The organism is Lysinibacillus sp. NPDC093190 (genome assembly GCF_050280425.1).
Classification (GTDB): Bacteria; Bacillota; Bacilli; order Bacillales_A; family Planococcaceae; genus Lysinibacillus.
On sequence record NZ_JBNNVG010000014.1, the window covers coordinates 42686 to 65336 of the forward strand.

A 22651-nucleotide genomic window follows, 5' to 3' on the forward strand; every position below is an offset into this window, starting at 1 on the left:
TCAATTTAAAGACTAACTAGTAAATTAGGTGTAAAAAAATGAATACTTCTATAATAGATGTTTATCTTCCATATTTTCCGATTTTAAATGACAAAGAAGTGAAAGTGCTATCGATTCCAAATGAATATGGAAATGGTGAATTATTATTCTTCACATCTCTTAGTGGCTTTGAGGTGATTGTGTCGTCATTTAATTTTATGAAACCATACTGTTTTCCTTTTCACTGGTCGAATCAATTAATTGAGCTAGTCATCCCATTAAAAGGACAGCGAGAAGTGCAAATGCAAGACAAAATAATGCTCGTACCTTGTGACAACTCTTATTTAAATTATTTACAAGAGTTTGAAGGGGAGGCTTATTTAAATACGGGCGATTTTTTAAGTATCTCCATTTGTATCCCTATTAGATGGTATGAGAATTGGGTTCAGAAGCAAGGATTCTCCTCGCTACAATTTCATGAGATGATCCAGCAGCAAATGATTTCACGTTTAGAAAATCCCATAACAGCCAGTTTAATCCGTCAGGCAAAGCATATTAAGCAGTTGCTATTTCAGCCTAGAATCGACGAATTAAAAATTGAAGTTGCCATTTTACAATTGATTGATATGTATTTTACACAACAGTTCAAAATGCTTCGCTCCATTGGTACCTTACGCGCAGATGAAGTGAAAAAAATTCAGCTGGCCCAGGATATTTTGGTGAATTTAATGGATAATCCACCATCAATCGCCGTTTTAGCAAATCAGATTGAATTGAATGAACAAAAATTGAAGCAAGGTTTTAAAGAAGTTTATGGTCAAACACCATATAAACATTTAAAAGACGTACGAATGCAGCGTGCATATTACTATATTACAGAGAGGCATATGAGTGTGACTGAAACTGCTCTGGCAGTTGGCTATCAAAATATTAGCTATTTTTCACAGCTCTTTTATGAATATTTTGGAGTCAATCCATCCCAATGCTTAAAGGAGAAATAGACAAATGAAAAAGTATTTATTATTCATCGTGTTAACGCTTATGTTAGCAGCATGTCAAAGTAACGAAGCTAGCACTTCTGAGGCAACAACGAATACAAAAGCAGAGGGGACATCAGAAACACGGATTGTTGATTTATCAGGATCGACAGAGGAATTTCTAAAGTTAGGTGTAACCCCTGTTGCAAGTGGTAACGTAGATATGGCGGATCATACTCAGTTTGCTCCGTTAATTAGCGAACAGCTAAAGGACACAGTCAATGTAGGATGGTATGGTCAACCAGCTAGCCCAGAAGTCGTAAGTGGTACAGTACCAGATAAAATTTTTATTACTCAAAGACAAGAAAGTATGAAAGAAAGCTTAGAAAAAATTGCACCTGTAGTGGTTGTTCCTCATATGTACTATGAGTTTGAAGAGCGATTCCGTTTTATTGCTAAAGAGTTAGACAAGGAAGAAGAGATGGAAGCTTGGTATGCTAATTATAAAGAACAAGCGGCAGAGCTAGGTGACAAAGTAATAGCTAAAGTTGGCGCAGATAAAACATTTATGGTAATGGAAGCAACAGCTAAAGAACTTCGTGTTTATGCTTCTGCCGGTTTAGCGGATTTATTATTTGAAGATATGCAACTTAAAGCAGACGAAAACACACCAGAACCAGATGGCTGGGGCGGTAAGGTTGTAAGCATAGAAGTATTATCACACATTAACCCTGATTATATTTGGATGATGAAAGATAATAATGAAACGGTTATTGATGGATTAGACCTATGGAAAAATTTAAATGCCGTGAAAGCAGGAAATGTATATAACATTACGAGTTCACAAAACTATAATGAATCATTCAGTGCGTTCGGGCGTGAAAATCTATTAAAAGTAATTGAAGAGCAAATGTTAAAGTAAAATGTCTTGAAAGAGAGTGGTTTTTATAATGGCAGTACTTACGATAGATCATGTTGATATAGGTTATTCCTCATCCCCCATCGTAAAGGATTTAAGTGTTGAAATACCAAAAGGTAAAATTACTACACTAATTGGTCCTAATGGTTGTGGGAAATCCACATTATTAAAAGCAGTTGCACGATTGCTAAAAATCCAGCAAGGTGCAGTGTATCTGGATGGGAAAGCTTTGCATGAAATGAACACAAAAAGTATCGCAAAACGTATGGCCATTTTACCACAGTCAGCGACAGCACCCGGGGGATTAACCGTAATAGAGCTTGTGTCATATGGCCGTTTTCCATATCAGAGTGGTATGGGAACATTACGTAAGGAAGATTACGATTATATTCACTGGGCTATTGAAGTAACGGGCTTGAAAGAATATCAAGATCGATCGATTGAAGCACTATCTGGTGGACAAAGACAACGTGTCTGGATTGCGATGGCACTTGCTCAAGGCACCGATATTTTAATATTGGACGAGCCGACAACTTACCTCGATTTAGCGCATCAGCTAGATGTGCTATTACTTTTAAAAAAGTTAAACGAGGAAGAAGGGCGCACAATTGTCATGGTATTGCATGACTTAAACCACGCGTCACGCTTTTCAGATTTTATGATGGCGATTCGAGATGGACAACTTGTTGTTAGTGGGAGCCCACACGAAGTAATGGCAGAGGAAAATCTAAAAGAAATTTTTAATATTAAAGCACATATGGCTGTTTGTCCATATAGTAATAACCCAATATGTTTAACCTATCATACGGCCAAAATGTAAATTTGGTCGAGGTATAACTAAAGAGAGTGGAGTAGATTTATGGAAGCACCAAGTCTTGAACAGACAAAAAATATACAAAATAGAGCGTATCCATTGCGTGCAGTTACGGCATTGGTGGTCGGTATTATAGGGCTTGTGATAGCAATTGCTTTATCGATCTCATTTGGAGTAGCTGATATTTCAATTGAAACGATCTGGCAGGCAATATTTCATTATTCTGCTGCGCTACCAGAGCATCAGGTAATATTTGATATTAGAATACCTCGGGTAATTGGTGCTGCATTAGTAGGTGCTAGCTTCGCGGTTGCCGGTGCAATTATGCAAGGGATGACTCGTAATCCATTGGTTGATTCAGGATTACTTGGGCTAAATGCAGGAGCAACATTTATGTTGGCTATTTGCTTTGCATTTTTCCCTAATATTCCCTATATTTACTTGATTTTATGGTCGTTTTTAGGGGCAGGCTTAGGTGTAGCAATCGTTTATGGGATAGGTTCTTTATCAAAGGGCGGTTTAACCCCTATGCGTTTAGTACTAGTAGGAGCAGCTGTGAGTGCATTATTAGGTGCGTTAGGCGAAGGAATAGCTCTTTACTTTCAAATCGGTCAAGATTTAGCATTTTTTTATGCTGGTGGAGTATCAGCTACAAAATGGAGTAATCTTCAAGTACTGATTCCATGGCTCCTACTTGCCTTTATCGGAGCACTTATATTGTCGCGCTCAATTACCCTTTTAAGCTTAGGTGATGAAATTGCAGTTGGACTAGGCCAAAAAGTAGGTGCCGTAAAATTCTGGGGCCTACTTATTGTTTTAGTATTGGCTGGTGGAGCAGTTTCAGTTGTTGGAGCTGTAGCGTTTGTTGGATTAATCGTACCACATTTGACACGATACATTGTTGGCTATGATTATCGATGGATTATTATTTGTTCTATAGTTTATGGTGCGCTATTAGTCGTGTTGGCAGATTTTTTGGCACGGATTATTAATCAACCATATGAGGTGCCGATTGGTGCGCTCATTTCATTAATTGGTGTTCCATTTTTCCTTTATCTTTCTCGTAAAGGTGGGAAAGAACTATGAGACAACTTTATTTAACAGAAGGTCAGGAATTGGCTAAAAAACGACATAGCCGTGTAGTAATGATTTTTCTAGTACTTATTATTATTGTTTTTATGATAAGTATGAATGTAGGGGTATCAAAACTTTCCGTAGGTGAGGTAGTTAAAACGCTATTTAATCAGGGAACTGCTCATCAAGAACTTGTTTTATTTGATTTTAGATTGCCTAGGATGCTAATCTCGATTTTAGTTGGAATGGGATTAGCAACAGCAGGTGCTGTTATGCAGGGAGTTTCCAGGAATGCTTTAGCTGATCCAGGAATTTTAGGGATTAATGCAGGTGCAGGGCTTGCTATTATGCTATATATTTCATTTTTTCCAGCTACAGCAGATGTCCCTGTATTCGCTTTGCCCATTATCGCGATTATTGGAGCAGCAGGAACCGCTTTGATTATTTATATGTTGTCCTATAAACGGCATGAGGGTATTTCACCTATGCGACTACTTCTAACAGGAATTGCAGTAGCAGCAGGGATTAGCTCGTTGATGCTTGTCTTAACATTAATGCTTACCCCCGATAAGTATCAATTTTTAGCGACTTGGTTAGCTGGTAGTATTTGGGGGTCGAATTGGAAGTTTGTCATGGCGTTACTACCATGGATTTTGATTCTACTTCCACTCATCTATGTTAAGTCAAATGTGCTAAATGTCCTCAATTTAGGTGATTCACTTGCAACGGGATTAGGCACCTCAATCGAACGTGAGCGCAGATGGCTGTTATTAGCTGCTGTTGGTTTAGCAGCGTCTAGTGTGTCTGTAAGTGGTGGTATTGGCTTTGTCGGTCTAATTGCTCCACATGTTGCCCGACAATTAGTTGGTGCGAAACATCAAATTTTGTTGCCAGTTGCTGCTTTAGTTGGTGCATTATTAGTTTTAATTGCAGATACAATTGGTCGGGCAATTTTACAGCCTTCAGAGGTACCAGCAGGGATTGTTGTTGCAGTTATTGGTGCACCATATTTTCTTTATTTGTTAGCTAGATTAAAAGAGTGATAGAAATGCAAAGTATAAGTGGAAGCGTCTAAAAGACGGACAGCTCCAAATACTTCTTGATAACTATCTGTTTACGGATTTTGCTTCTCACTCGTTATTTTAGCAGGCTCTACCTGTAGTCCCTACGGTGAAAAAACTGGACTTGTGTACAGTGCCAAACATTTAAGATTATTATGATGGAAGAACGACCTTCTTAATATGTTATAGTGAAGAAGTACTTTTTCGCCTAATGCAAGAAGCAGCATGACCCTCGTTGGCCATGCTGCTATTTTTATTGTTAAGGAAATTCACTAGCGTTGCATTAAATAAAAATAATTTTGTCAAGCGTATTGCCTATTACATTGAATATATGGTAAATATAGGTCTTTTTAAATATAAAAAGTCTCCTTATAATTAGAGGGAAAGTACGTAGTCCTGTCCATCACCTAATAACGAGGAGATAAGTTATGAATATAGTTCAAGCAAACACTATTTCTTCAACAATTAGAAAACTACTTTCTTTTGCAACATCCGATAAAAAAGTTCAACAAGAGTATGGAAAATATATCCTTTTATCGAATAGGACATTATATAACTTCGAAGTTGAGGGTGAAATAGTCGGTTGTATTGGGATAGAACAACTCAGTTTATCAAAGTGTGAAATTAAGCATATTGCTGTATTAGCTGATCAAAGAGGAAAAGGCATTGGCAGTAAAATGATTAATTTTATAGCAAGTAAGTACCCATCAATTGTTGCTGAAACGGATTATGAGGCCGTAGATTTTTATAGACGCTATGGTTTTTTCATAACTAGCCTAGGAGAGAAATACCCAGGTGTAGACGCTTTCTATGTCAATACAATAAACAGTAAAAGAACCCGCAATGCTTGTCTGATAATGAAAAGCATGCAGGTTCTCTTTTATGATTTTGGATTAAAGACCTTTTCGTCAAGAATGTTTAATGCATGATGAATATCCTCTAAATCTTTCTTTGATGCATGTTGAATAAGTTGTAGAAAGCGCTCTTCTATACAGGAGAATGCTTCCTCCATTACTTTTTCTCCATCTTCTGTAAGGCAAACATAGTGCTTTCTTCGATCTTCGCTATCGCTAATTTTTTCAATAAACTTTCTTTCCTGTAATTTGCGTAATTCACGGCTTGTATTAGGTAAGGACATATGCTGACAATCACTAATTTCAGTAGGCGTAACTGGCTGGCTTACTTTTATATATTCTAGAATTTTATATTGTACAGGTGTAATATTATCGATTTTAACGTTTTGAGTTAGTTCATGTGTTACTTGATGTACCGCTGTTGTAAATGCTACGAACTGATTAAATAATTCTTTTTTGTCCAAACGTGTTCACCTCTTACTGACAAGATAACAAAAAACTTATCTTAAAACAATTATCATTTGACAACTAAAATTAAGTGATTTATTATTTTATTATCAAATGATAAGTAATGGAGGATGCATGATGAACACATTAATTATTTATACATATCCCAATCATAATAGTTTGAATTATGCTTTTTTACAGGAGGTTATGAAAGGCTGTAATGACAATCCTTTCATAAAGGAGATACAAGTATTAGATTTATATGAGGAGCAATTTAACCCGCTTTTAATATTTCATGAACATAAACGCCGTCGTGATATGTTTCGTGATCCAAAGCTTGAGAAATATCGAGAACAAATTAGGTGGGCTGATAAAATCGTTTTTGTTTATCCGATATGGTGGGGAAGGCCACCAGCAATGCTTTTAGGGTATATTGATCAATTATTTGCGGCCAATTTTGCTTATAAAGATACAAAGGGGCTATTTCCCGAGGGGCTTCTAAAAGGAAAATCAGTGGTGTGTATTTCGACAATGAAGGGCCCAACAAAATATCCACTGTTATGGCTAAATAATGCTCATAAAATATTAATGAAAAGAGCATTATTTCATTTTGTTGGCATTAAACAAGTGAAGTTTTTTGAATTTGGCAATATGGAAAGTAAGAAGGGTGGACATAGCAGAAAACTCGAAAAAATTTATCAATATTTTAGAAAAGTAGCTTACTAGTTCATCTGCCTAATAGACTCGTGCAGACGACAAAAGAATCTGTTATTCGTTTGCACGAGTCTGATTTAATGGCAGTGTTACAAAAAAAGTAGTAAATTCAGCAGGCTTGCTTTCAACAGTAATGGTTCCGTTATGCATATCGATGATTTTCTTCACAATAGATAGTCCTAAGCCACTTCCGCCATTCTCAGCCGTTCTTGATTGGTCAGCCTTATAAAATCGCTCGAATACATGCTTTTGTTGTTCCTCTGTTAAACCGATACCGCTATCACAAATGGCAATAGTGATCGTATCCATTTGCTTTGTCATAGATATCGTAATGATGCCAGCAGCTGGCGTGAATTTAATGCTGTTGCTTAGTAAATTCATCCATACTTGATTCATTAAATCTTCATCCGCTATTACCGAAATGCTTTCTAATTGCAAATCCATGTCGATATTTTTAGCTAGCCAATTAGGTTCAAGCGTTAGTACGACATTGCGCAATTGCTTATCAAGTCGGAAATGCCTTGGCTCGAAGGGGTGGTGTTGTGATTCTAACGACGTTAGCTTTAGTAAATTGTCACTAATTTTTGATAGTCGATTACTTTCCATCTCAATGATTGCTAAATAATGCTGTCGCTTACCCTCAGGGAGGTCAATGTTTTTCAAAGCTTTAGCAAAGCCATTAATAGACGTTAGAGGCGACTGAATTTCATGAGATACATTCGAGATAAATTCTTGGCGCATTCTTTCCATTTCACCTAATTCGACTGCCATATGATTGATGCCATGTATTAATTGACCAAATTGATCTTCGTCATCTGCTTTAAGATCTAATTTGACAGTAAAATCACCTTTTGAAATCCGGCTTAATGCATCTACAATCGTATTCCAATAGTTCCGTTGTCTTTTTAGCCCAATTAAAAAGGTGATGATGACTGAGCAAGCAAAGAGAACAAAAACACCAACTACGGTCCATAATTGAAGCCAGAAACCTTGTGGATGTTTGCCTAACCAATCATAAAGCCAGGACGTTATGTGGTAGGAAATAAAAGCAAATACGATGCTAATGATAAGAAGAAGCATTAAAGTTAAAAAAAGCTTTAAAAAATTTTTTAGTTTTCTCATGAAACAAGTTCCAATCGATAGCCTAGGCCGCGAATTGTACGAATAGAAAATCCACTTGTTTCTTGAGGAAAACGTTGACGAAGTCTTTTAATGTGAACATCGACTGTACGTTCATCACCTTCATAGTCGTATCCCCAAATTTCTTCGATTAGCTGTTCACGTGAAAAAGTTTTTCCAGCATAGCTTGCTAACGTAAATAATAGTTCAAATTCCTTTAAACGAAGTGTTAAAGATCCACCGTTATACAAGACTTCATGTGTATTACGATTTAACTTAATATTGCCGGCTTCCACAAGTTGAGATAGGGAAATATGGTATCTTTTAAGTATTGATTTTACACGGACGATCAGCTCTGCAGGCTCAAATGGTTTAACAAGATAATCATCTGTTCCAAGATGAAAGCCCTTTACCTTTTGTGAGGTTTCTCCCTTTGCGGTTAGCATTAAGATTGGTAGATTATCATTAAATGAACGTATTTCTTCGCATAATTCCCAGCCGTCCATATTTGGCATCATAATGTCCATAATAATCATATCCACCTTATCAGAATCCAATTTGGACAGTGCATCTACACCGTCCGTAGCTTCAATTACCTCTAAACCTTCATTTTGTAAAAATACCTTAACTAATTCTCGAATATGCGCATCATCATCTACAACTAATAGTTTTGTCACGCTAACAAATCCCTTCGTTATTCTTCTTTAATACGTAATTGTTGCTTGGCAAACTCTCGATACATGTCATGAGTCTCAAATAGAGAATCATGTGTGCCGCTGCCCGTAATATGTCCTTTCTCCACAAAAAGTATTTGATCGGCATCTACTACTGTAGAAAGGCGGTGTGCAATTACAAGCGTTGTTCTACCTTGCATTAAATTATCTAATGCTTTTTGAACATAGATTTCTGATTTACTATCTAGACTAGATGTTGCTTCATCTAGCATTAATATTTGAGGGTCGCGTAAAAGTGCTCTGGCGATAGAGATTCGTTGTCGTTGACCGCCAGAAAGCTTAATGCCTCGTTCTCCTACCTCTGTATCAAATTGGTCTGGTAGTTCATTGATAAATTGGTCGGCATAGGCCATTTTGGCAACTCGCTCAAGCTCTTCATCCTGCACTTCTCTATCAATACCATAGGAAATATTTTCACGAATCGTCCCAGATAGAAGTGCACTCTCCTGAGCAACATAGCCGATTTGACTTCTCCAAGAGTGTAAGGAGTACGTGTTGATAGGGGTTTCTCCAAGTGTAATACTTCCGTTAGTAGGCTGATAATATCTTTCTAACAGAGAAAATGTTGTTGTTTTCCCTCCGCCACTAGGCCCGACGATGGCCGTAACTTTACCTGGTTCAATGGTGAAATTAATATTCGATAAAATTAGGTCTTCTCCATAAGCAAAGTCAACATTTTTTACATAAATAGGCTGATCCGCTATTTCTAATGTTTTTCCTTCGAAAATATTTTCTTCTTCATGCTCAAGTAATGCACTAATTCGCTCTGTAGCACCCATTGCTTTTTGAAGCTGTGTAAAGAACATTGTTAATTGGGTCATCGGCATGATGATTTGGATTAAATATAAAATAAATGCTACCATGTCTCCAGCTGTAAGCTCGCCTGAAGAAACTCGTACACCGCCATAACCAATAATGGCTACAAGGACTGACATTAAGACAAACGAAATGAGTGGCGAAATAAGCGCATGGATTTTAGCTTCTTTTAAGCCAAACGTAAAGAGGTTTGTAATGCCTTTCTTACCACGCTCATATTCTATACTTTCGGCATTTGAAGCTTTTACTAATCGTGTCTCAGGCAACACTTGATTTAATACGGACGTAAATTTTGCTGTCTCATCTTGCATTCCTTTTGAAATGACAAACATACGTCTTCCTAAAAGCATTAAAATAACCATAGCTAGCGGAACAGCGATCAGCATGACTAAGGTCATTTTCCAATCTAAGATTAATAGAATGATAATTGATCCAATAATGGAAATAACACCAGATAAACAGTTCGCAAGATGTTCTGTAATGAGTTCCTTGACAACAGCTGTGTCATTCGTAACACGACTTAATGTTTCACCTGTATCGTTCTCATCGTAATAAGGAATTGGTAAATGAAGTAGCTTTCTCCAAAGCTGATCTCGTAATGTCGCGACGACATGATGTCCGACACGATTTAAATAATAAATAGAAAGGCCACTTGCAATTGCCTGCGCGATAAAAGCAATACCTAACAAAAGTATTTGCCAATAATCAAGGGATGCTAATGAAAAGCCATCGACTAATTTTTTTGTAAATAACGGTACGATAAAGCCTACACCTGTAGTTGCTAAACTCATGATTAATGCAATAATTAATAGCGATACTGGTGGCTCAGCTTGTTTCACTAGGCGAATAAAACGTCGCCAATCCGTAAGTTTTGTCGTATCTTTTGATGCCTCCTGCAAAGTAAATCCTCCTTCAATTTCATCAACAATAAAATATGAATCTTTTATGTTACTAACTATAGCATGTCTTTATGAACTGAATATGAAATGGGTAAGAGATGATGATTGTGATTGAGATAAATTCGATCTATTCAAATTTTTTTAGTGGAAGTTCAAAACAAGTTCCTTTTTTTGGAGAAATATCATACAATATTATAAACCGACAGTCGGTCTAATATATGTAACATCTCACTCTATTCACGAAATAAAATAATAGTCACCATGTTGACTATTTAAAAATCTTTAAGTATTATTTTAGTAAACATGGTGACTAAATAGAGAGGTGCTACATATGGATTTTAATCTGTTATTGAAGGAATTGCATTTTATGCAGCAAAGTTATGCGACATTGTTTTCAGTTGTCAATAAAGTTCAAATAAAAGGAGATGAATATTTAGAGGTATTAACTTCTAGACAGCATATGGCTCTAATTGCCATTGCCCATTTACCAGTAGAAAATACAACACTCGTAAATATCGCCAAAAAGCTTGGTACAACTAAGCAGACTGCGAATAAGTTAATAACGAGTCTGGTGAAAAAAGGATATGTCCAAACGATACCAAGTAAATTAGATAAAAGATCGATCAATGTCGAGATTACTTTAGAGGGAAAAAAAGCGTTAATTGCTTGTTCGGAGAAGTCTACTTACTTTTTAGCAGATATCTTTAAAGACTTTTCAACAGAGGAAATTGAAACATTGTGGAAGCTATTGCAAAAACTCTATCGTTTTGACGGTGAGGAACTAGATGGGTATGAAGAAACGGTAAATATGGAAGTAGAGGAACCAGAACAGATTTCGGACTTCCAAGAGAGAGTTTTAACTGAGTTATTAAAACGACGATATGGAGATGAAGAACGTCATGATTAAAGGAGATACATCATTTTTTTATCATCAAAAAGCAAAAGAGACTGAACAGAAGTTAAAAGAAAAAGTTTATCTTATGAATCGTAAAATAAAGAAATCTACGTATGACGTTAAGGAAAAATTTCATCGGAAATCAAAAATTAGTCCCACTGGAAATTATGTATCAATTATCGTGGGACCCTTGTTGCTAATAATGTCTTGGGGCGCGCAAATCGAGTGGCTCATTTGGTTAAGTATTATGAGTATTTTTAGTAATGTCCTTCTTCTTGCGATAAAAAAAATAATTTATTTTCTTAGACATTGCAAATCAATCGACATTTTCAAGAGTACCGTGAATGTTAGTTTAATATTTCTAAAAGGAAGGGGTCTAATGAATGGAATCACAGATTAAAAGAAAAGGCTTTTCAAAAGATTTTAACCTGATGGTGATTGGGCAAATTATTTCTATTTTAGGATCTGCGCTTTTAAGGTTTGCCTTATCACTTTATGTACTAGATATTACAGGACGTGCAGATCTTTTTGCAGTACTATTTGCGATATCGAGTGTCCCAATTTTACTAGCACCGCTTGGAGGAGCAATTGCTGATAGGTTTAATCGACGCAATTTAATGGTGATTTTCGATTTTACGAGTAGCATAATTGTTTTTATTTTCTTTGCAATGCTAACTATTGGTAATAGCTCTGTTTTGCTTATTGGTGTTGTGATGGTACTACTGTCCTTTGTTAGTGCTATGTATGCGCCTGCAGTGATGGCTAGTATTCCAGTTCTTGTAGAAGAGGAAAAGCTTGAGCAAGCCAATGGAATTGTTAATGGTATTCAAGCATTATCTAATGTAGCTGCTCCTGTATTAGGAGGAATACTGTACGGTATGATTGGCTTAAAAGTGCTTGTCGTGGTGAGTGGTGTGTTCTTTTTCCTTTCTGCCATATTAGAAATGTTTATTCATATACCATTTATTCAACGAGAAAAGAGCGGACATATTATTCCGACGCTTGTCAATGATTTGAAAGAGGGCTTTAGCTATGTAGTGAAGCAATCTTTTATATTTAAATGTATGATTTTAGCGGCATTATTAAATTTATTATTAACACCGCTGTTTGTCGTAGGAGTTCCGATTATTCTACGTGTTACAATGCAAAGTAGTGATACATTGTATGGAGTAGGGATGGGGTTAATTGATTTTGCTACAATTTTAGGAGCTTTATCTATGGGGTACTTTGCGAAAAAAATGGGTATCAATAATTTATATATTTGGATTTTCATCACTGCTTTATTGATTGTCCCAATGGCTCTAGCGGTCACGCCTCTGCTGCTTAAAATTGGCTATTATCCATCCTATACTTTATTTGTTGTTAGCGCACTATTAATCGCTATGATTATGACGATCATCTCTATTTACGTTATTACAGTAGTACAAAAAGAAACACCTAATGAAAACTTAGGGAAGGTCATGGCTATTATCATTGCCGTTTCACAATGTATGGCACCAATTGGGCAAATATTGTATGGCGTATTATTTGAAGCATTTAGTGTTAAAGTCTACTTACCTATTTTAATGATTAGTATTGTCATGATAGTGATGGCAATTGCAACAAAGAGAACTTTACGCTTTGAAAAGAGCGAGGCAGCAGAATGATTGAAAAGAAATCTACTACTCTATGTTTACTCTTCAACAAACTTAGATACTGACGATCATTTGCAAATGATTAATCTTTGAGTCCCTTAATGAACAGCAAAAGGGGCTTTTTTTGTAGATAAAAAAGGCGTGTTGCTTAGGGAAATATAGGCTTATTATTGACCGATTAAAGGATCTTTTTGTTGATATTTTGCTTATGTGTACCCATTTTTAGCTGATCGTAGCGGAAATCAGTGTCTTCTAAAATCAACACCCCTGATAATTCATTAATATGGTAAATAATACTTGACCTTCAAGTTAGTTGAAGATTTACATTGAAATTAAGAGAGGTGTGATGATTTGAAAAAATATATGACAATTCAAGAGTTCTCTGAAAGAACAGGTATAGCCAAAAGTACATTACGCTTTTATGAAACCAAAAATTTACTGTTACCGGAGGAAAGAAGTTCAAATGGCTATCGGGTGTATGCGGATAGTCAAATTGCAACAGTAAAGTTAATATCCACTTTGCGATTGGCAGATGTATCTATTCATGAAATTCAAAATTATTTACACGAGCAGGATGAAACGTCTCGCCAAGAAATGATGAAAGTATGGATTCAAAATATGAAACAAAAACGAGATCTGTTGGATATTAGTTTACGTTACTTAGAAAGTAATTCCATTCGAGATGATATCTATTTGATTGATAAAAATGATGAAAAAATTATTTGGTATACGGCTCAATCTACAAAGGGTAAATTTGGAGCCCATTTTGAAAACAGAGCAAGCGAATTAAAACAATTAAATATTAGCATTAAAAGTTATTATCTGAATTATTTATCAGGCCAAGATGTAATCAAAGCTCAAATCGGCTTTGGTGTTCCAGCAAATACAAAAATAAATGATATAACTGATAGTGATTTCATTGAACATATGCCTTCTTGTATATGTCTGGCATTACCATTTAAAGAACAAATGTCAACGATCAAGGACGGATACATAAAATTACTTCAATACGCGCTTCAACATAAATGGGTGCCGTCACGCTCCATTCTTGAGTGGTATCGAGGTGATGATTTTACTCAACTAGATTTATTGTTACCTGTAATGCAGATTGAGCAGGGATAAAAGGACTGGGGATAGTTTGAGGGAGGGGCAATATGAAACGATTCATCCGCTTTAGTATGAAAAATGCTTTAACAATGATATTAGTAATACCTCTGATTATTGTTGGAGGAATTTATTCATTACAAACATTGCATAGTGAGAAATACCCGAATATTGATATCCCATATTTAACAGTAGTTATTCCTTATCAAGGAGCCTCACCCGAACAAGCGATGAATGATATAGGGGAGCGAATGGAAAGGGAATTTATGAAACTGGAAGGGAGAAAAAATGTATATACAAACGGTGTCGCAAATGCCGTATATTCAACTATTGAATTTGAAATGGCAATGGATATGAAGAAAGCAGAGCAGCTCGTATGGAGAAGTGTAGATAAATTACAGTTGCCTAAATTTGCAGGGGAACCGAGGTATGAATTAACTAAACCTGGTGGAAACCCAATTGTTTTCTCACTAGGTATATATGCTACAGAAAAAAATGACGAAGTTCAAACCTTTGTAAAGAATACTATAATTCCACAACTTTCTGAAATAGAAGGTATAAGTGATATAGAAATCAGTGGAACAACTGAAAAGTTTGTTTCTATTCGACTCCTGCCACATCAATTGATGGCAAGTGGAATTACTTTAAACGATGTTCGAGAAGCTATTTTGGCAAATAATCTTTCGATGCCGACTGGAGACATCTCCATTTCAAATGAAGTATTGCCAGTGCGAATAAATAGCGAGCTAAAATCTATTGAGGAAATTAAAGACATAAAGCTTTTTACTAAAGAAGAAAATTCGCAAAACATTACAACCACGAATTTAGGCGGAATTGCTGAAGTTTCATATGAAAGTGAATACACAAACAATATGACACGCATTAACGGAAAACAGGGTGTAAGTTTCAGTATTATTCCTGAGGGTGGTGCTAATGCAGTAGCAATTGTTGATCAAGTGAAAAAAGAAATAAATAATTTAGCTATTCCCGAAGATTATAAAGTCGAAATCTTACGTGATCAATCCATCGAAATTAATCAATCGGTCCATTCTATGTTACGTGAAGTATTTTTAGGGGCATTAATGACAATGCTCATCACCTTATTATTTTTAAAAAATATTCGTTCAACTATTATTGCCGTCATTTCCATCCCGGTCTCAATTTTTGCATCTTTTCTTTTGTTGAAAGCAATGGGATATACATTAAATATTATGACACTGGCTGGTATTGCAGTAGCAGTGGGACGAGTGGTAGATGATTCAATTGTCGTCATATAAGGAAGGTGTATCTGCTTCAATGGATGATGGTTTCAAAGATTTGTCTATTGCCATTGGAATTAGTGTTTTCTTAGTTTATTTGACTATGGTTTTTACCTTCAAAGAAGGAAAAGCACCGTTTGTTATTTTGTTCGCTATTCCATTTTCTATTATTGGTGCATTAATTGGACTTTATATAATGAAGGAACCAATCGGTATGCCAGCAATGATCGGTTTACTCATGTTAAATGGAATTGTCGTAACGAATGCTATCGTTCTAGTTGATAAGGTGAAGCAGTTTGAAAGATGCGGAATGCCCAAGCAAAAAGCTTTAATTGAAGCAGGGGTCGTACGTATTCGTCCGATTTTGATGACTGCTATTGCCACAATGGGCGCATTAATCCCGATGGCTATTTCGAATGAAATTGGGATGATATCAAAGTCTCTTTCTGTTGTAGTTATAGGTGGACTATCTACTTCTACTTTTTTAACATTATTTATCGTACCTATTCTTTATAGTTTAATTAAAAAGAATTAAAAAATCATAAAAACCACCCCGTAAAAATTAGATTTTGTGTCTAACTTTTACGGGGCAGTTCATTTAAAAGGTGGTTTTATATTTGTGACATTAGTACCATCTTCTCCGACGCCTAGCAGGTATCCTTTGTCGAGGTTGAAACTCAGTAGAGGGGAAAACTGGTTGAGGAATGCTTTCACTATCAGTAACTTTATGAACATTTTGATGTTCCGGGAGTTCTACATTTGAAAAAGTGATATTTTGAGTATTATTCAAAAACGGTGAAGATAGCTGATTATATTCCACATTGTCTTCTAAATAAGCTGTTTCAGTAGAGCGAATAATGTTTTGAGTACTAGTTAAGAGAGGAGTAGTTTGCGGATTATATTCTATTTCGTCTTCTAAATACGTTGTTTGCAAAGAAGCTTGAGAGTATTCTACTATTTCTTCAGTTGGAGTGATGTGTGGAGTATTGATTAAGAGTGGTACAGTATGCTCATTATTGCCCATAACAATAGTCGTGTCTTCGTGATGCTGTTCTGGCGAATGCTCTATTTCATGCTGGATTTCAGCATGTGGCTCTTGCACAGGGTGAACGTCCTTCATGACGAGTATTGGTCGCATCATGTCATGATCTTCATGCTCTAGGGAATGACAATGCCACATATAATGGCCGACATGATCTTTCCAATGCATAATAATTTTCGTAACCTTCCCTGCTTCCGCTTTTACAGTATCCTTCCAACCTTGCTCATAGTTATGCGGTTTTTCAGAGGGACCTGTAAATTCCAGCCTACCTTTATTTTGATATAGCTCCATATCGAAAGGGCGTCGTTCTAGTATTTTAAATTGAATTAAATGTAGATGAATGGGGTGATCAAACTGTGTGGCATTCATAAAATTCCATATTTCTATACTGTCAAGTGCAGGCTTTTCAGTAGCAGGGTCATGATACATACGATTATTTAATAATAACATTGGCCGACCAAAATCATCTGTCGTAGCCGTTAATGGTAAATGTCTCTCGATATGTGCATCGTGTGGATGTAAATCCATTGATACTGCAAGCCTTTCTGGTATTTCACTAGTGTCCTCACACTTTAGAGGAAGACACACTTTAAACTGCATGATTTCTCTTGTATGTTCATCTGTGAAATCTTCATCAGAATTGACTAACGTTATTTCCTGACCTTCATATTTTGAAAAATCGACAATGATATCAGTTCGTTCTGCCGGCAATAACTCAACAGATTGAATTTCTTGAGGAGCTGTTAAAAAGCCCCCGTCTGTTCCGATTTGTATCATAGGCTCACCATTTGAAAGGCTAATGACATAACCTCTTCTATTGGAGCCATTAAGAAAACGAAATCTATATTTACGAGGTTCAACATTTAAATAAGGCCAGACCTTCCCGTTTACAACGATGGTATTACCAACAAAGCCAGGTGTAATAGATGGGTGTACGGGAACTGGGAATGGTGGTTCATCAGGATAGAAAAGAGAGCCGTCTTCATTAAAGGATTTATCTTGAATTAAGATAGGGTACTCATAGTCACCACTAGGTAGGTTAGAACGCTCCTCAAGTGTATCCCGAAGTAAATAAAAACCAGCTAATCCCGCATACACATTTAAACGAGTTAGCGCCATTGCATGATCATGATACCACAGTGTAGTGCCGGGTTGATGATTGGTATATTCATGTATTTCTTTACTGAATTTTGGACCTGTTTGCGCATAATTTCTTGTATACCATGCCTCGGGGTGGCCGTCACTTTCCCAATCTACATTTGCGCCATGTAAATGTGTAACAGTTCTTACTTCCTTTGAATCGTTTGCCGCATGAAGTGTAAAATCTACGGGTAAGAAGTGCTTTAAGGGCAATTGGTTTGTATATCTAACATAAATGCTTTTATCTTTTGTTGCTTCAATTGTCGGTCCGGGATAAAGCCCGTTATAGCCCCAAATGATTGATTTTGGGAAATCTTTATGAAAACAATGCTCTGCTTGCATCATTTTAAGTTCATAATAATCTTTTCTCTGTTGGCCCTTATAGTATTTAGGTTTAGCGGTAACCGGTTTTGGCAGCTCATCCACAAATTTTGGTATTGTTGCTGGATCTGTAGGATTAACTTCTTTAGTCAAAACATCACGTCCCTTTTTCAATTCTTAAAAATTGCTAATTACCTCATCATATGGGTAAAAACACTGGGCAACAAGGACAATAATGTAGATAATTTTTCTAATAAAAAATTATCTACATTCAATAATCTGCAGGAGATCGATATTCAAAGTAAAACAAAGGGTTATCGATTATTAATTGCCAAATGAAACTTTAACGCGAAGATATGTCAATTACAAAAAATATCAATATAAAAATTTATATGAGCACGCAGATTGATACTTGTACCGAGCTAAAAATGACGGTCGTGCGAACTATGTTATTCGTGTATAATCATAGGTATTTTAGCAGTGAATTTTACTTCCTATTTGCAATTGTGAATAGGAATTTTTCCATTGAAAGAGTTATCATTTTTAACTTCTTTCAGCAGGTGTCCAAACACTCGATGAAATAGAGGAACTCAGTCTAAGAACGCCACGTCCTGTGGCAACGACTGAGTGACCAACTTAATGTTGGCCTAAAGCCTCCGGCCGATTCCGGACGCAATTATGCAGAGGCATAATTGATGGACTGAACTAAAAAGCAATAAATTACTACCCGAATCATTTGAAAACGTTATTCTATCAACGTACAATATATGAAATTAAGAAACACGACAGCACAAAATTGTTGTATAATGTTGTGGTATGAGGAAAGAAAGCAGGTTGACAAAAATGGAAAGCAAAATGAATGTATACGCAGTTATAGACATGCAAAAGCATCAGGCGTTCGTGTTAAAGAATACGCTAGATGTGAAACATAAGGTGAATATATGAAAAACTGGTTGATTTTCATTTCTGTCTTTATGGTTTCATTGTCACTTGTCATTTGTATTTTAGTACTCTGGAAAGCCGAGGCTCCATTCCGTTCAATTGAAGAGAAGGCTGAACAGTTGGCACTCGATGCCAAAGCCCTCGCAATTGTCTCGGAGTCTTACACATATAATGGCAAACATTCGTATGTCACTGTGTTCGGGGTAGATGAATATGGTGATAAAAAAGCTGTCTTTGTTCCGACGAATTTAGAAGCTGATTCAATTAAGGACGTACTTTTAAAAGATGGTATTACGGAAAAGCAGGCATTATCGGTTTTAAAAAAAGAAGGCAATGTACAAAAAGTCCTCAATATCAAATTAGGCTATGAGGAGCCAGGTGCTGTTTGGGAAATTACATACCTAAACGATCACGATAAGCTCAACTATGTCTATATTATGTTTAAGGACGGCGACTGGTGGAAGCGCATTACGAATTTATAAGAGGAGTAGATCCCGTATGAAAAATTTATTAGCAAACCGTGTAAAAACTTTAACACCTTCTTCAACTTTAGCAATTACTGCGAAAGCAAAGGCATTAAAAGAGCAAGGTATTGATGTTATTGGTCTAGGTGCTGGTGAGCCAGACTTCAACACGCCACAAAATATTTTAAACGCGGCCATTGACTCAATGGAAAAAGGTTTAACAAAATATACACCTGCTGGCGGTCTTCCAGTACTTAAGAAAGCGATTATCGATAAACTTCAACGCGACAACAATCTTACATACAAGCCGAATGAAGTAATTGTAGGTGTTGGAGCAAAACATATTCTTTATACTTTATTCCAAGTTATTTTAAACGAGGGCGATGAAGTTATTATACCGATTCCTTATTGGGTATCTTATCCTGAGCAAGTAAAATTAGCGGGTGGTGTACCTGTTTATGTGGAAGGCACACGTGAGCAAGGCTATAAAATTACTGCGGATCAATTAAGAGCTGCTGTGACAGATAAAACAAAAGCAGTTATTATTAACTCTCCTAGCAACCCATCAGGTATGATTTATTCTCGTGAAGAGCTTGCTGAAATTGCTGCTGTTGCAGAAGAAAAAGATATTTTAATCGTGTCAGATGAAATTTATGAGAAGCTTGTATACAATGGTATTGAGCATTTTTCAATTGCACAGTTATCTGATGCAGTGAAGGCACGTACAATCGTTGTAAATGGTGTTGCAAAATCTCACTCTATGACAGGCTGGCGTATCGGGTATGCTGCAGGGGATGCAGACATTATTAATGCAATGACTGACCTTGCATCACACTCTACATCAAACGCAACAACAACTGCACAATATGCAACAGTGGAAGCGTATAATGGATCACAAGACGCTGTAGAAGAAATGCGTCAAGCATTCGAATCTCGTCTTGAAAAAATTTACCCACAGGTAAGTGCAATTCCTGGCTTCAACGTTTTAAAACCTCAAGGTGCATTCTACTTATTACCAGATGTAGCAGAAGCTATGGCTCATACTGGCTATGATTCAGTAGATGCATTCGCTGCGGATATTTTAACAGAAGCAAACGTAGCAGTGATTCCAGGTTCTGGCTTTGGTGCACCAACTACAATGCGATTATCTTATGCTACATCTTTAGACTTATTAGAAGAGGCAGTCCGTCGAATTGATACATTTGTAAAATCAAAATGGCAAGACTAATCCTTTTAACCAACTTTGGAGGATTTCTATGAAAAAAATTATGATTCAAGATATGCCAAAGCATATCGGTGAAACCGTCAAGCTAGGTGCTTGGCTAGCGAACAAACGATCAAGTGGTAAAATTGCCTTCTTACAATTACGTGATGGTTCTGGCTTTGTACAGGGCGTTGTTGTAAAAGAAGAAGTAGGCGAAGAAATTTTTGCCATTGCAAAAGGCATGTCCCAAGAAACTTCTATGTACATTATAGGAGAGGTTAAAGCAGATGAGCGTTCAAGCTTTGGCTGTGAGCTTGTTGTAACTGGTATTGAAGTACTACATGCTGCAACTGACTTTCCGATTACGCCAAAAGAACACGGTCCTGAGTTTTTAATGGATAACCGTCACTTATGGCTGCGTTCTCGTAAGCAACATGCGATCATGAAAATCCGTAACGAAATTATTCGTGCAACTTATGAGTTTCTTAACAACACTAGCTTTACAAAAATGGATCCGCCAATTTTAACTGGATCAGCTCCTGAAGGTACTTCTGAGCTATTCCATACAAAATATTTTGATGAAGATGCTTTCCTTTCGCAATCTGGTCAGCTTTACTTGGAAGCGGCTGCGATGGCTTTAGGTAAAGTATTCTCATTCGGCCCAACATTCCGTGCTGAAAAATCTAAAACACGCCGTCACTTAATCGAGTTTTGGATGATTGAGCTGGAAATGGCGTTTGTTGAATTTGAAGAAAACCTAGAAGTGCAAGAACAATACGTGGAGCATATCGTGCAATCAGTTCTGGCAAATTGCAAATTAGATTTAGAGCGTCTTGGCCGTGATACATCTAAACTTGAAAATATTAAAGCACCATTCCCTCGTATTTCTTATGACGATGCCATTAAACTATTGCATGAACAAGGATTTGACGATATTGAATGGGGCGATGATTTCGGTGCACCACATGAAACTGCAATTGCTAATTCATTTGACAAACCTGTATTCATCACTTGCTACCCAGTAGGCATTAAGCCATTCTACATGCAACCACATCCTGACCGTGATGATGTAGTATTATGTGCAGATTTAATTGCACCAGAAGGTTACGGTGAAATAATTGGTGGTTCTGAGCGTATCCATGACTATGATTTATTAAAATCTCGTCTTGAAGAACATCATTTATCTTTAGATGCTTATGCATGGTATTTAGAGCTACGTAAACAAGGCTCTGTACCACATTCAGGCTTCGGTCTAGGATTGGAGCGTACAGTGGCATGGATTTCTGGCACGGAACACATCCGCGAAACGATTCCATTCCCACGTTTACTAAACCGTTTATATCCATAAGCAATAGCTCTCACTGAAAGTTGTGATGGGAGACTTGTACCTGGCGCTTCGCTTTCGGTACAGATAAAATACTGCCCTTTAAAGCAGTTAAAATTAAAAGTCGCGTAGTTATATGTCTACGCGGCTTTTCTACTTACGATGGAAAAAGGAGTCAAGTATAATATGAGCACAAATAACAATCGACTCCGTACATGGACTGAGCAGAGAATGATTCAAATTCCTCAGCTTTTTTTTCAGTTTTATAAGGAGTTAAATATAGAGGATGATGAGGCACTTATTGTTATGCATTTACTTGCGTTCCATATGGAGGGTAATGATTTTCCAACGCCTAATGATTTGATGAATCGTCTCACAATGCCTGGCAATGACATTACTTCACGTCTACAGCGATTAATGCAAAAAGGTTTCCTAGAAATAACAAGCGACGTTGATGCAAGTGGCAAATTATATGAAAAATATTCGGTATATCCACTTTGGGAGCGTATAATGCAGATGATTGAAATGAAGGAACATCAAAAATCAGCAGCATCACTTCGACAAGAAGAGGGTGAAATTTTCCGGTTATTTGAAGAGGAAATGGGGCGTCTTTTATCTCCTTTAGAGCTAGAAAAAATCGGGTCTTGGCTAGATGAGGATAAGCACAGTCCAGCGCTTATTAAGGAGGCGCTTAAAGAGGCTGTGTTTGCTGACAAGCTAAGTATTCGTTATATTGATCGAATATTATTAGAGTGGAAAAAGAAAAATATTACGACACCTAAGGCTGCACAGAAGCAAAGCGAGCAGTTCCGTGAAAAACAAACATTTAACAGACCACCAGTCCGTACAATGCAGCAAGAAACGCAGTCGACAAATAAAGTACCATTTTATAATTGGTTAGAAGAAAGAGAATAG

At 36.7% G+C, this 22651-nt stretch carries 21 protein-coding genes; 16 read left to right on the top strand and 5 right to left on the bottom strand.

The genetic code is table 11. From position 1 onward, the window contains the following. Window positions 1-38 precede the first annotated feature (38 nt). The 6 genes from ACQKOF_RS12605 to ACQKOF_RS12630 all read left to right on the top strand — a co-directional run bounded on the left by ACQKOF_RS12605 (window position 39) and on the right by ACQKOF_RS12630 (window position 5753). On the top strand, window positions 39-980 hold the full coding sequence (locus tag ACQKOF_RS12605; RefSeq protein ID WP_427557354.1) for a helix-turn-helix transcriptional regulator: 942 nt from the start codon (window positions 39-41) through the stop codon (window positions 978-980). A 4-nt stretch (window positions 981-984) separates the two neighbouring features. Then, window positions 985-1878 (top strand): ABC transporter substrate-binding protein, encoded by an 894-nt coding sequence (locus ACQKOF_RS12610; protein ID WP_427557357.1) that lies wholly within the window; start codon window positions 985-987, stop codon window positions 1876-1878. 28 nt (window positions 1879-1906) lie between these two features. Next, on the top strand, window positions 1907-2695 hold the full coding sequence (locus ACQKOF_RS12615) for an ABC transporter ATP-binding protein (protein ID WP_427557360.1): 789 nt from the start codon (window positions 1907-1909) through the stop codon (window positions 2693-2695). Between the two features lie 39 nt (window positions 2696-2734). Then, window positions 2735-3775 carry a FecCD family ABC transporter permease gene (locus tag ACQKOF_RS12620; RefSeq protein WP_427557363.1) on the top strand — a complete coding sequence of 347 codons (1041 nt, stop codon included), beginning with the start codon at window positions 2735-2737 and terminating at the stop codon, window positions 3773-3775. Beyond that, the gene (locus ACQKOF_RS12625) at window positions 3772-4806 is read left to right on the top strand and encodes a FecCD family ABC transporter permease (RefSeq protein WP_427557366.1); all 1035 of its coding nucleotides are present in this window, start codon (window positions 3772-3774) and stop codon (window positions 4804-4806) included. The genes ACQKOF_RS12620 and ACQKOF_RS12625 overlap by 4 nt, the downstream gene beginning before the upstream one ends. Window positions 4807-5252: 446 nt before the next feature. Further along, window positions 5253-5753, top strand: coding sequence for a GNAT family N-acetyltransferase (locus ACQKOF_RS12630; RefSeq protein ID WP_427557369.1), 501 nt, complete (start codon window positions 5253-5255; stop codon window positions 5751-5753). Here the strand turns inward: ACQKOF_RS12630 and ACQKOF_RS12635 are convergent. Then, window positions 5705-6142 carry a MarR family winged helix-turn-helix transcriptional regulator gene (locus tag ACQKOF_RS12635; protein WP_427557372.1) on the bottom strand — a complete coding sequence of 146 codons (438 nt, stop codon included), beginning with the start codon at window positions 6140-6142 and terminating at the stop codon, window positions 5705-5707. The two genes, ACQKOF_RS12630 and ACQKOF_RS12635, sit on opposite strands and share 49 nt — an antisense overlap. Before the next feature lie 121 nt (window positions 6143-6263). Between ACQKOF_RS12635 and ACQKOF_RS12640 the strand changes: the two genes are divergently transcribed. After that, window positions 6264-6851 (top strand): NAD(P)H-dependent oxidoreductase, encoded by a 588-nt coding sequence (locus tag ACQKOF_RS12640; protein WP_427557375.1) that lies wholly within the window; start codon window positions 6264-6266, stop codon window positions 6849-6851. A gap of 42 nt (window positions 6852-6893) precedes the next feature. Here ACQKOF_RS12640 and ACQKOF_RS12645 read toward each other — a convergent pair whose 3' ends face one another. The 3 genes from ACQKOF_RS12645 to ACQKOF_RS12655 are packed head-to-tail and all read right to left on the bottom strand — an operon-like array spanning window position 6894 to window position 10407. After that, the gene (locus ACQKOF_RS12645) at window positions 6894-7961 is read right to left on the bottom strand and encodes a HAMP domain-containing sensor histidine kinase (RefSeq protein WP_427557378.1); all 1068 of its coding nucleotides are present in this window, start codon (window positions 7959-7961) and stop codon (window positions 6894-6896) included. Beyond that, entirely contained in the window at window positions 7958-8635 is a 678-nt protein-coding gene (locus tag ACQKOF_RS12650; protein ID WP_427557380.1) for a response regulator transcription factor, read from the bottom strand. The genes ACQKOF_RS12645 and ACQKOF_RS12650 overlap by 4 nt, the downstream gene beginning before the upstream one ends. Window positions 8636-8652: 17 nt before the next feature. Beyond that, window positions 8653-10407 carry an ABC transporter ATP-binding protein gene (locus tag ACQKOF_RS12655; protein WP_427557383.1) on the bottom strand — a complete coding sequence of 585 codons (1755 nt, stop codon included), beginning with the start codon at window positions 10405-10407 and terminating at the stop codon, window positions 8653-8655. Window positions 10408-10738: 331 nt separating this feature from the next. On the opposite strand from ACQKOF_RS12655, the gene ACQKOF_RS12660 reads away from it, so the two are divergent. From ACQKOF_RS12660 to ACQKOF_RS12680, 5 genes are all read left to right on the top strand, one after another. Beyond that, window positions 10739-11314: a MarR family winged helix-turn-helix transcriptional regulator gene (locus ACQKOF_RS12660; RefSeq protein WP_427557386.1), complete on the top strand. Its 576-nt coding sequence runs from the start codon at window positions 10739-10741 to the stop codon at window positions 11312-11314. A gap of 371 nt (window positions 11315-11685) precedes the next feature. Next, window positions 11686-12948 (top strand): MFS transporter, encoded by a 1263-nt coding sequence (locus ACQKOF_RS12665; protein WP_427557388.1) that lies wholly within the window; start codon window positions 11686-11688, stop codon window positions 12946-12948. Between the two features lie 339 nt (window positions 12949-13287). Then, on the top strand, window positions 13288-14058 hold the full coding sequence (locus tag ACQKOF_RS12670) for a MerR family transcriptional regulator (protein WP_427557391.1): 771 nt from the start codon (window positions 13288-13290) through the stop codon (window positions 14056-14058). A 32-nt stretch (window positions 14059-14090) separates the two neighbouring features. Further along, window positions 14091-15317, top strand: coding sequence for an efflux RND transporter permease subunit (locus ACQKOF_RS12675; RefSeq protein WP_427557393.1), 1227 nt, complete (start codon window positions 14091-14093; stop codon window positions 15315-15317). Next, window positions 15295-15834, top strand: coding sequence for an efflux RND transporter permease subunit (locus tag ACQKOF_RS12680; protein ID WP_427557396.1), 540 nt, complete (start codon window positions 15295-15297; stop codon window positions 15832-15834). The genes ACQKOF_RS12675 and ACQKOF_RS12680 overlap by 23 nt, the downstream gene beginning before the upstream one ends. 90 nt (window positions 15835-15924) lie before the next feature. Here ACQKOF_RS12680 and ACQKOF_RS12685 read toward each other — a convergent pair whose 3' ends face one another. Then, window positions 15925-17955 (bottom strand): multicopper oxidase family protein, encoded by a 2031-nt coding sequence (locus ACQKOF_RS12685; protein WP_427557399.1) that lies wholly within the window; start codon window positions 17953-17955, stop codon window positions 15925-15927. Window positions 17956-18743: 788 nt separating this feature from the next. Here ACQKOF_RS12685 and ACQKOF_RS12690 point away from each other — a divergent pair. From ACQKOF_RS12690 to ACQKOF_RS12705, 4 genes are all read left to right on the top strand, one after another. Beyond that, complete coding sequence (locus ACQKOF_RS12690; protein ID WP_427557402.1) at window positions 18744-19226, top strand: DUF5590 domain-containing protein; 483 nt, start codon at window positions 18744-18746, stop codon at window positions 19224-19226. 16 nt (window positions 19227-19242) lie between these two features. Next, window positions 19243-20436 (top strand): pyridoxal phosphate-dependent aminotransferase, encoded by a 1194-nt coding sequence (locus ACQKOF_RS12695; RefSeq protein WP_427557405.1) that lies wholly within the window; start codon window positions 19243-19245, stop codon window positions 20434-20436. Window positions 20437-20464: 28 nt separating this feature from the next. Beyond that, window positions 20465-21760 carry an asparagine--tRNA ligase gene (gene asnS, locus ACQKOF_RS12700; RefSeq protein ID WP_427557408.1) on the top strand — a complete coding sequence of 432 codons (1296 nt, stop codon included), beginning with the start codon at window positions 20465-20467 and terminating at the stop codon, window positions 21758-21760. A gap of 162 nt (window positions 21761-21922) precedes the next feature. Next, entirely contained in the window at window positions 21923-22651 is a 729-nt protein-coding gene (locus ACQKOF_RS12705) for a DnaD domain-containing protein (RefSeq protein ID WP_427557410.1), read from the top strand.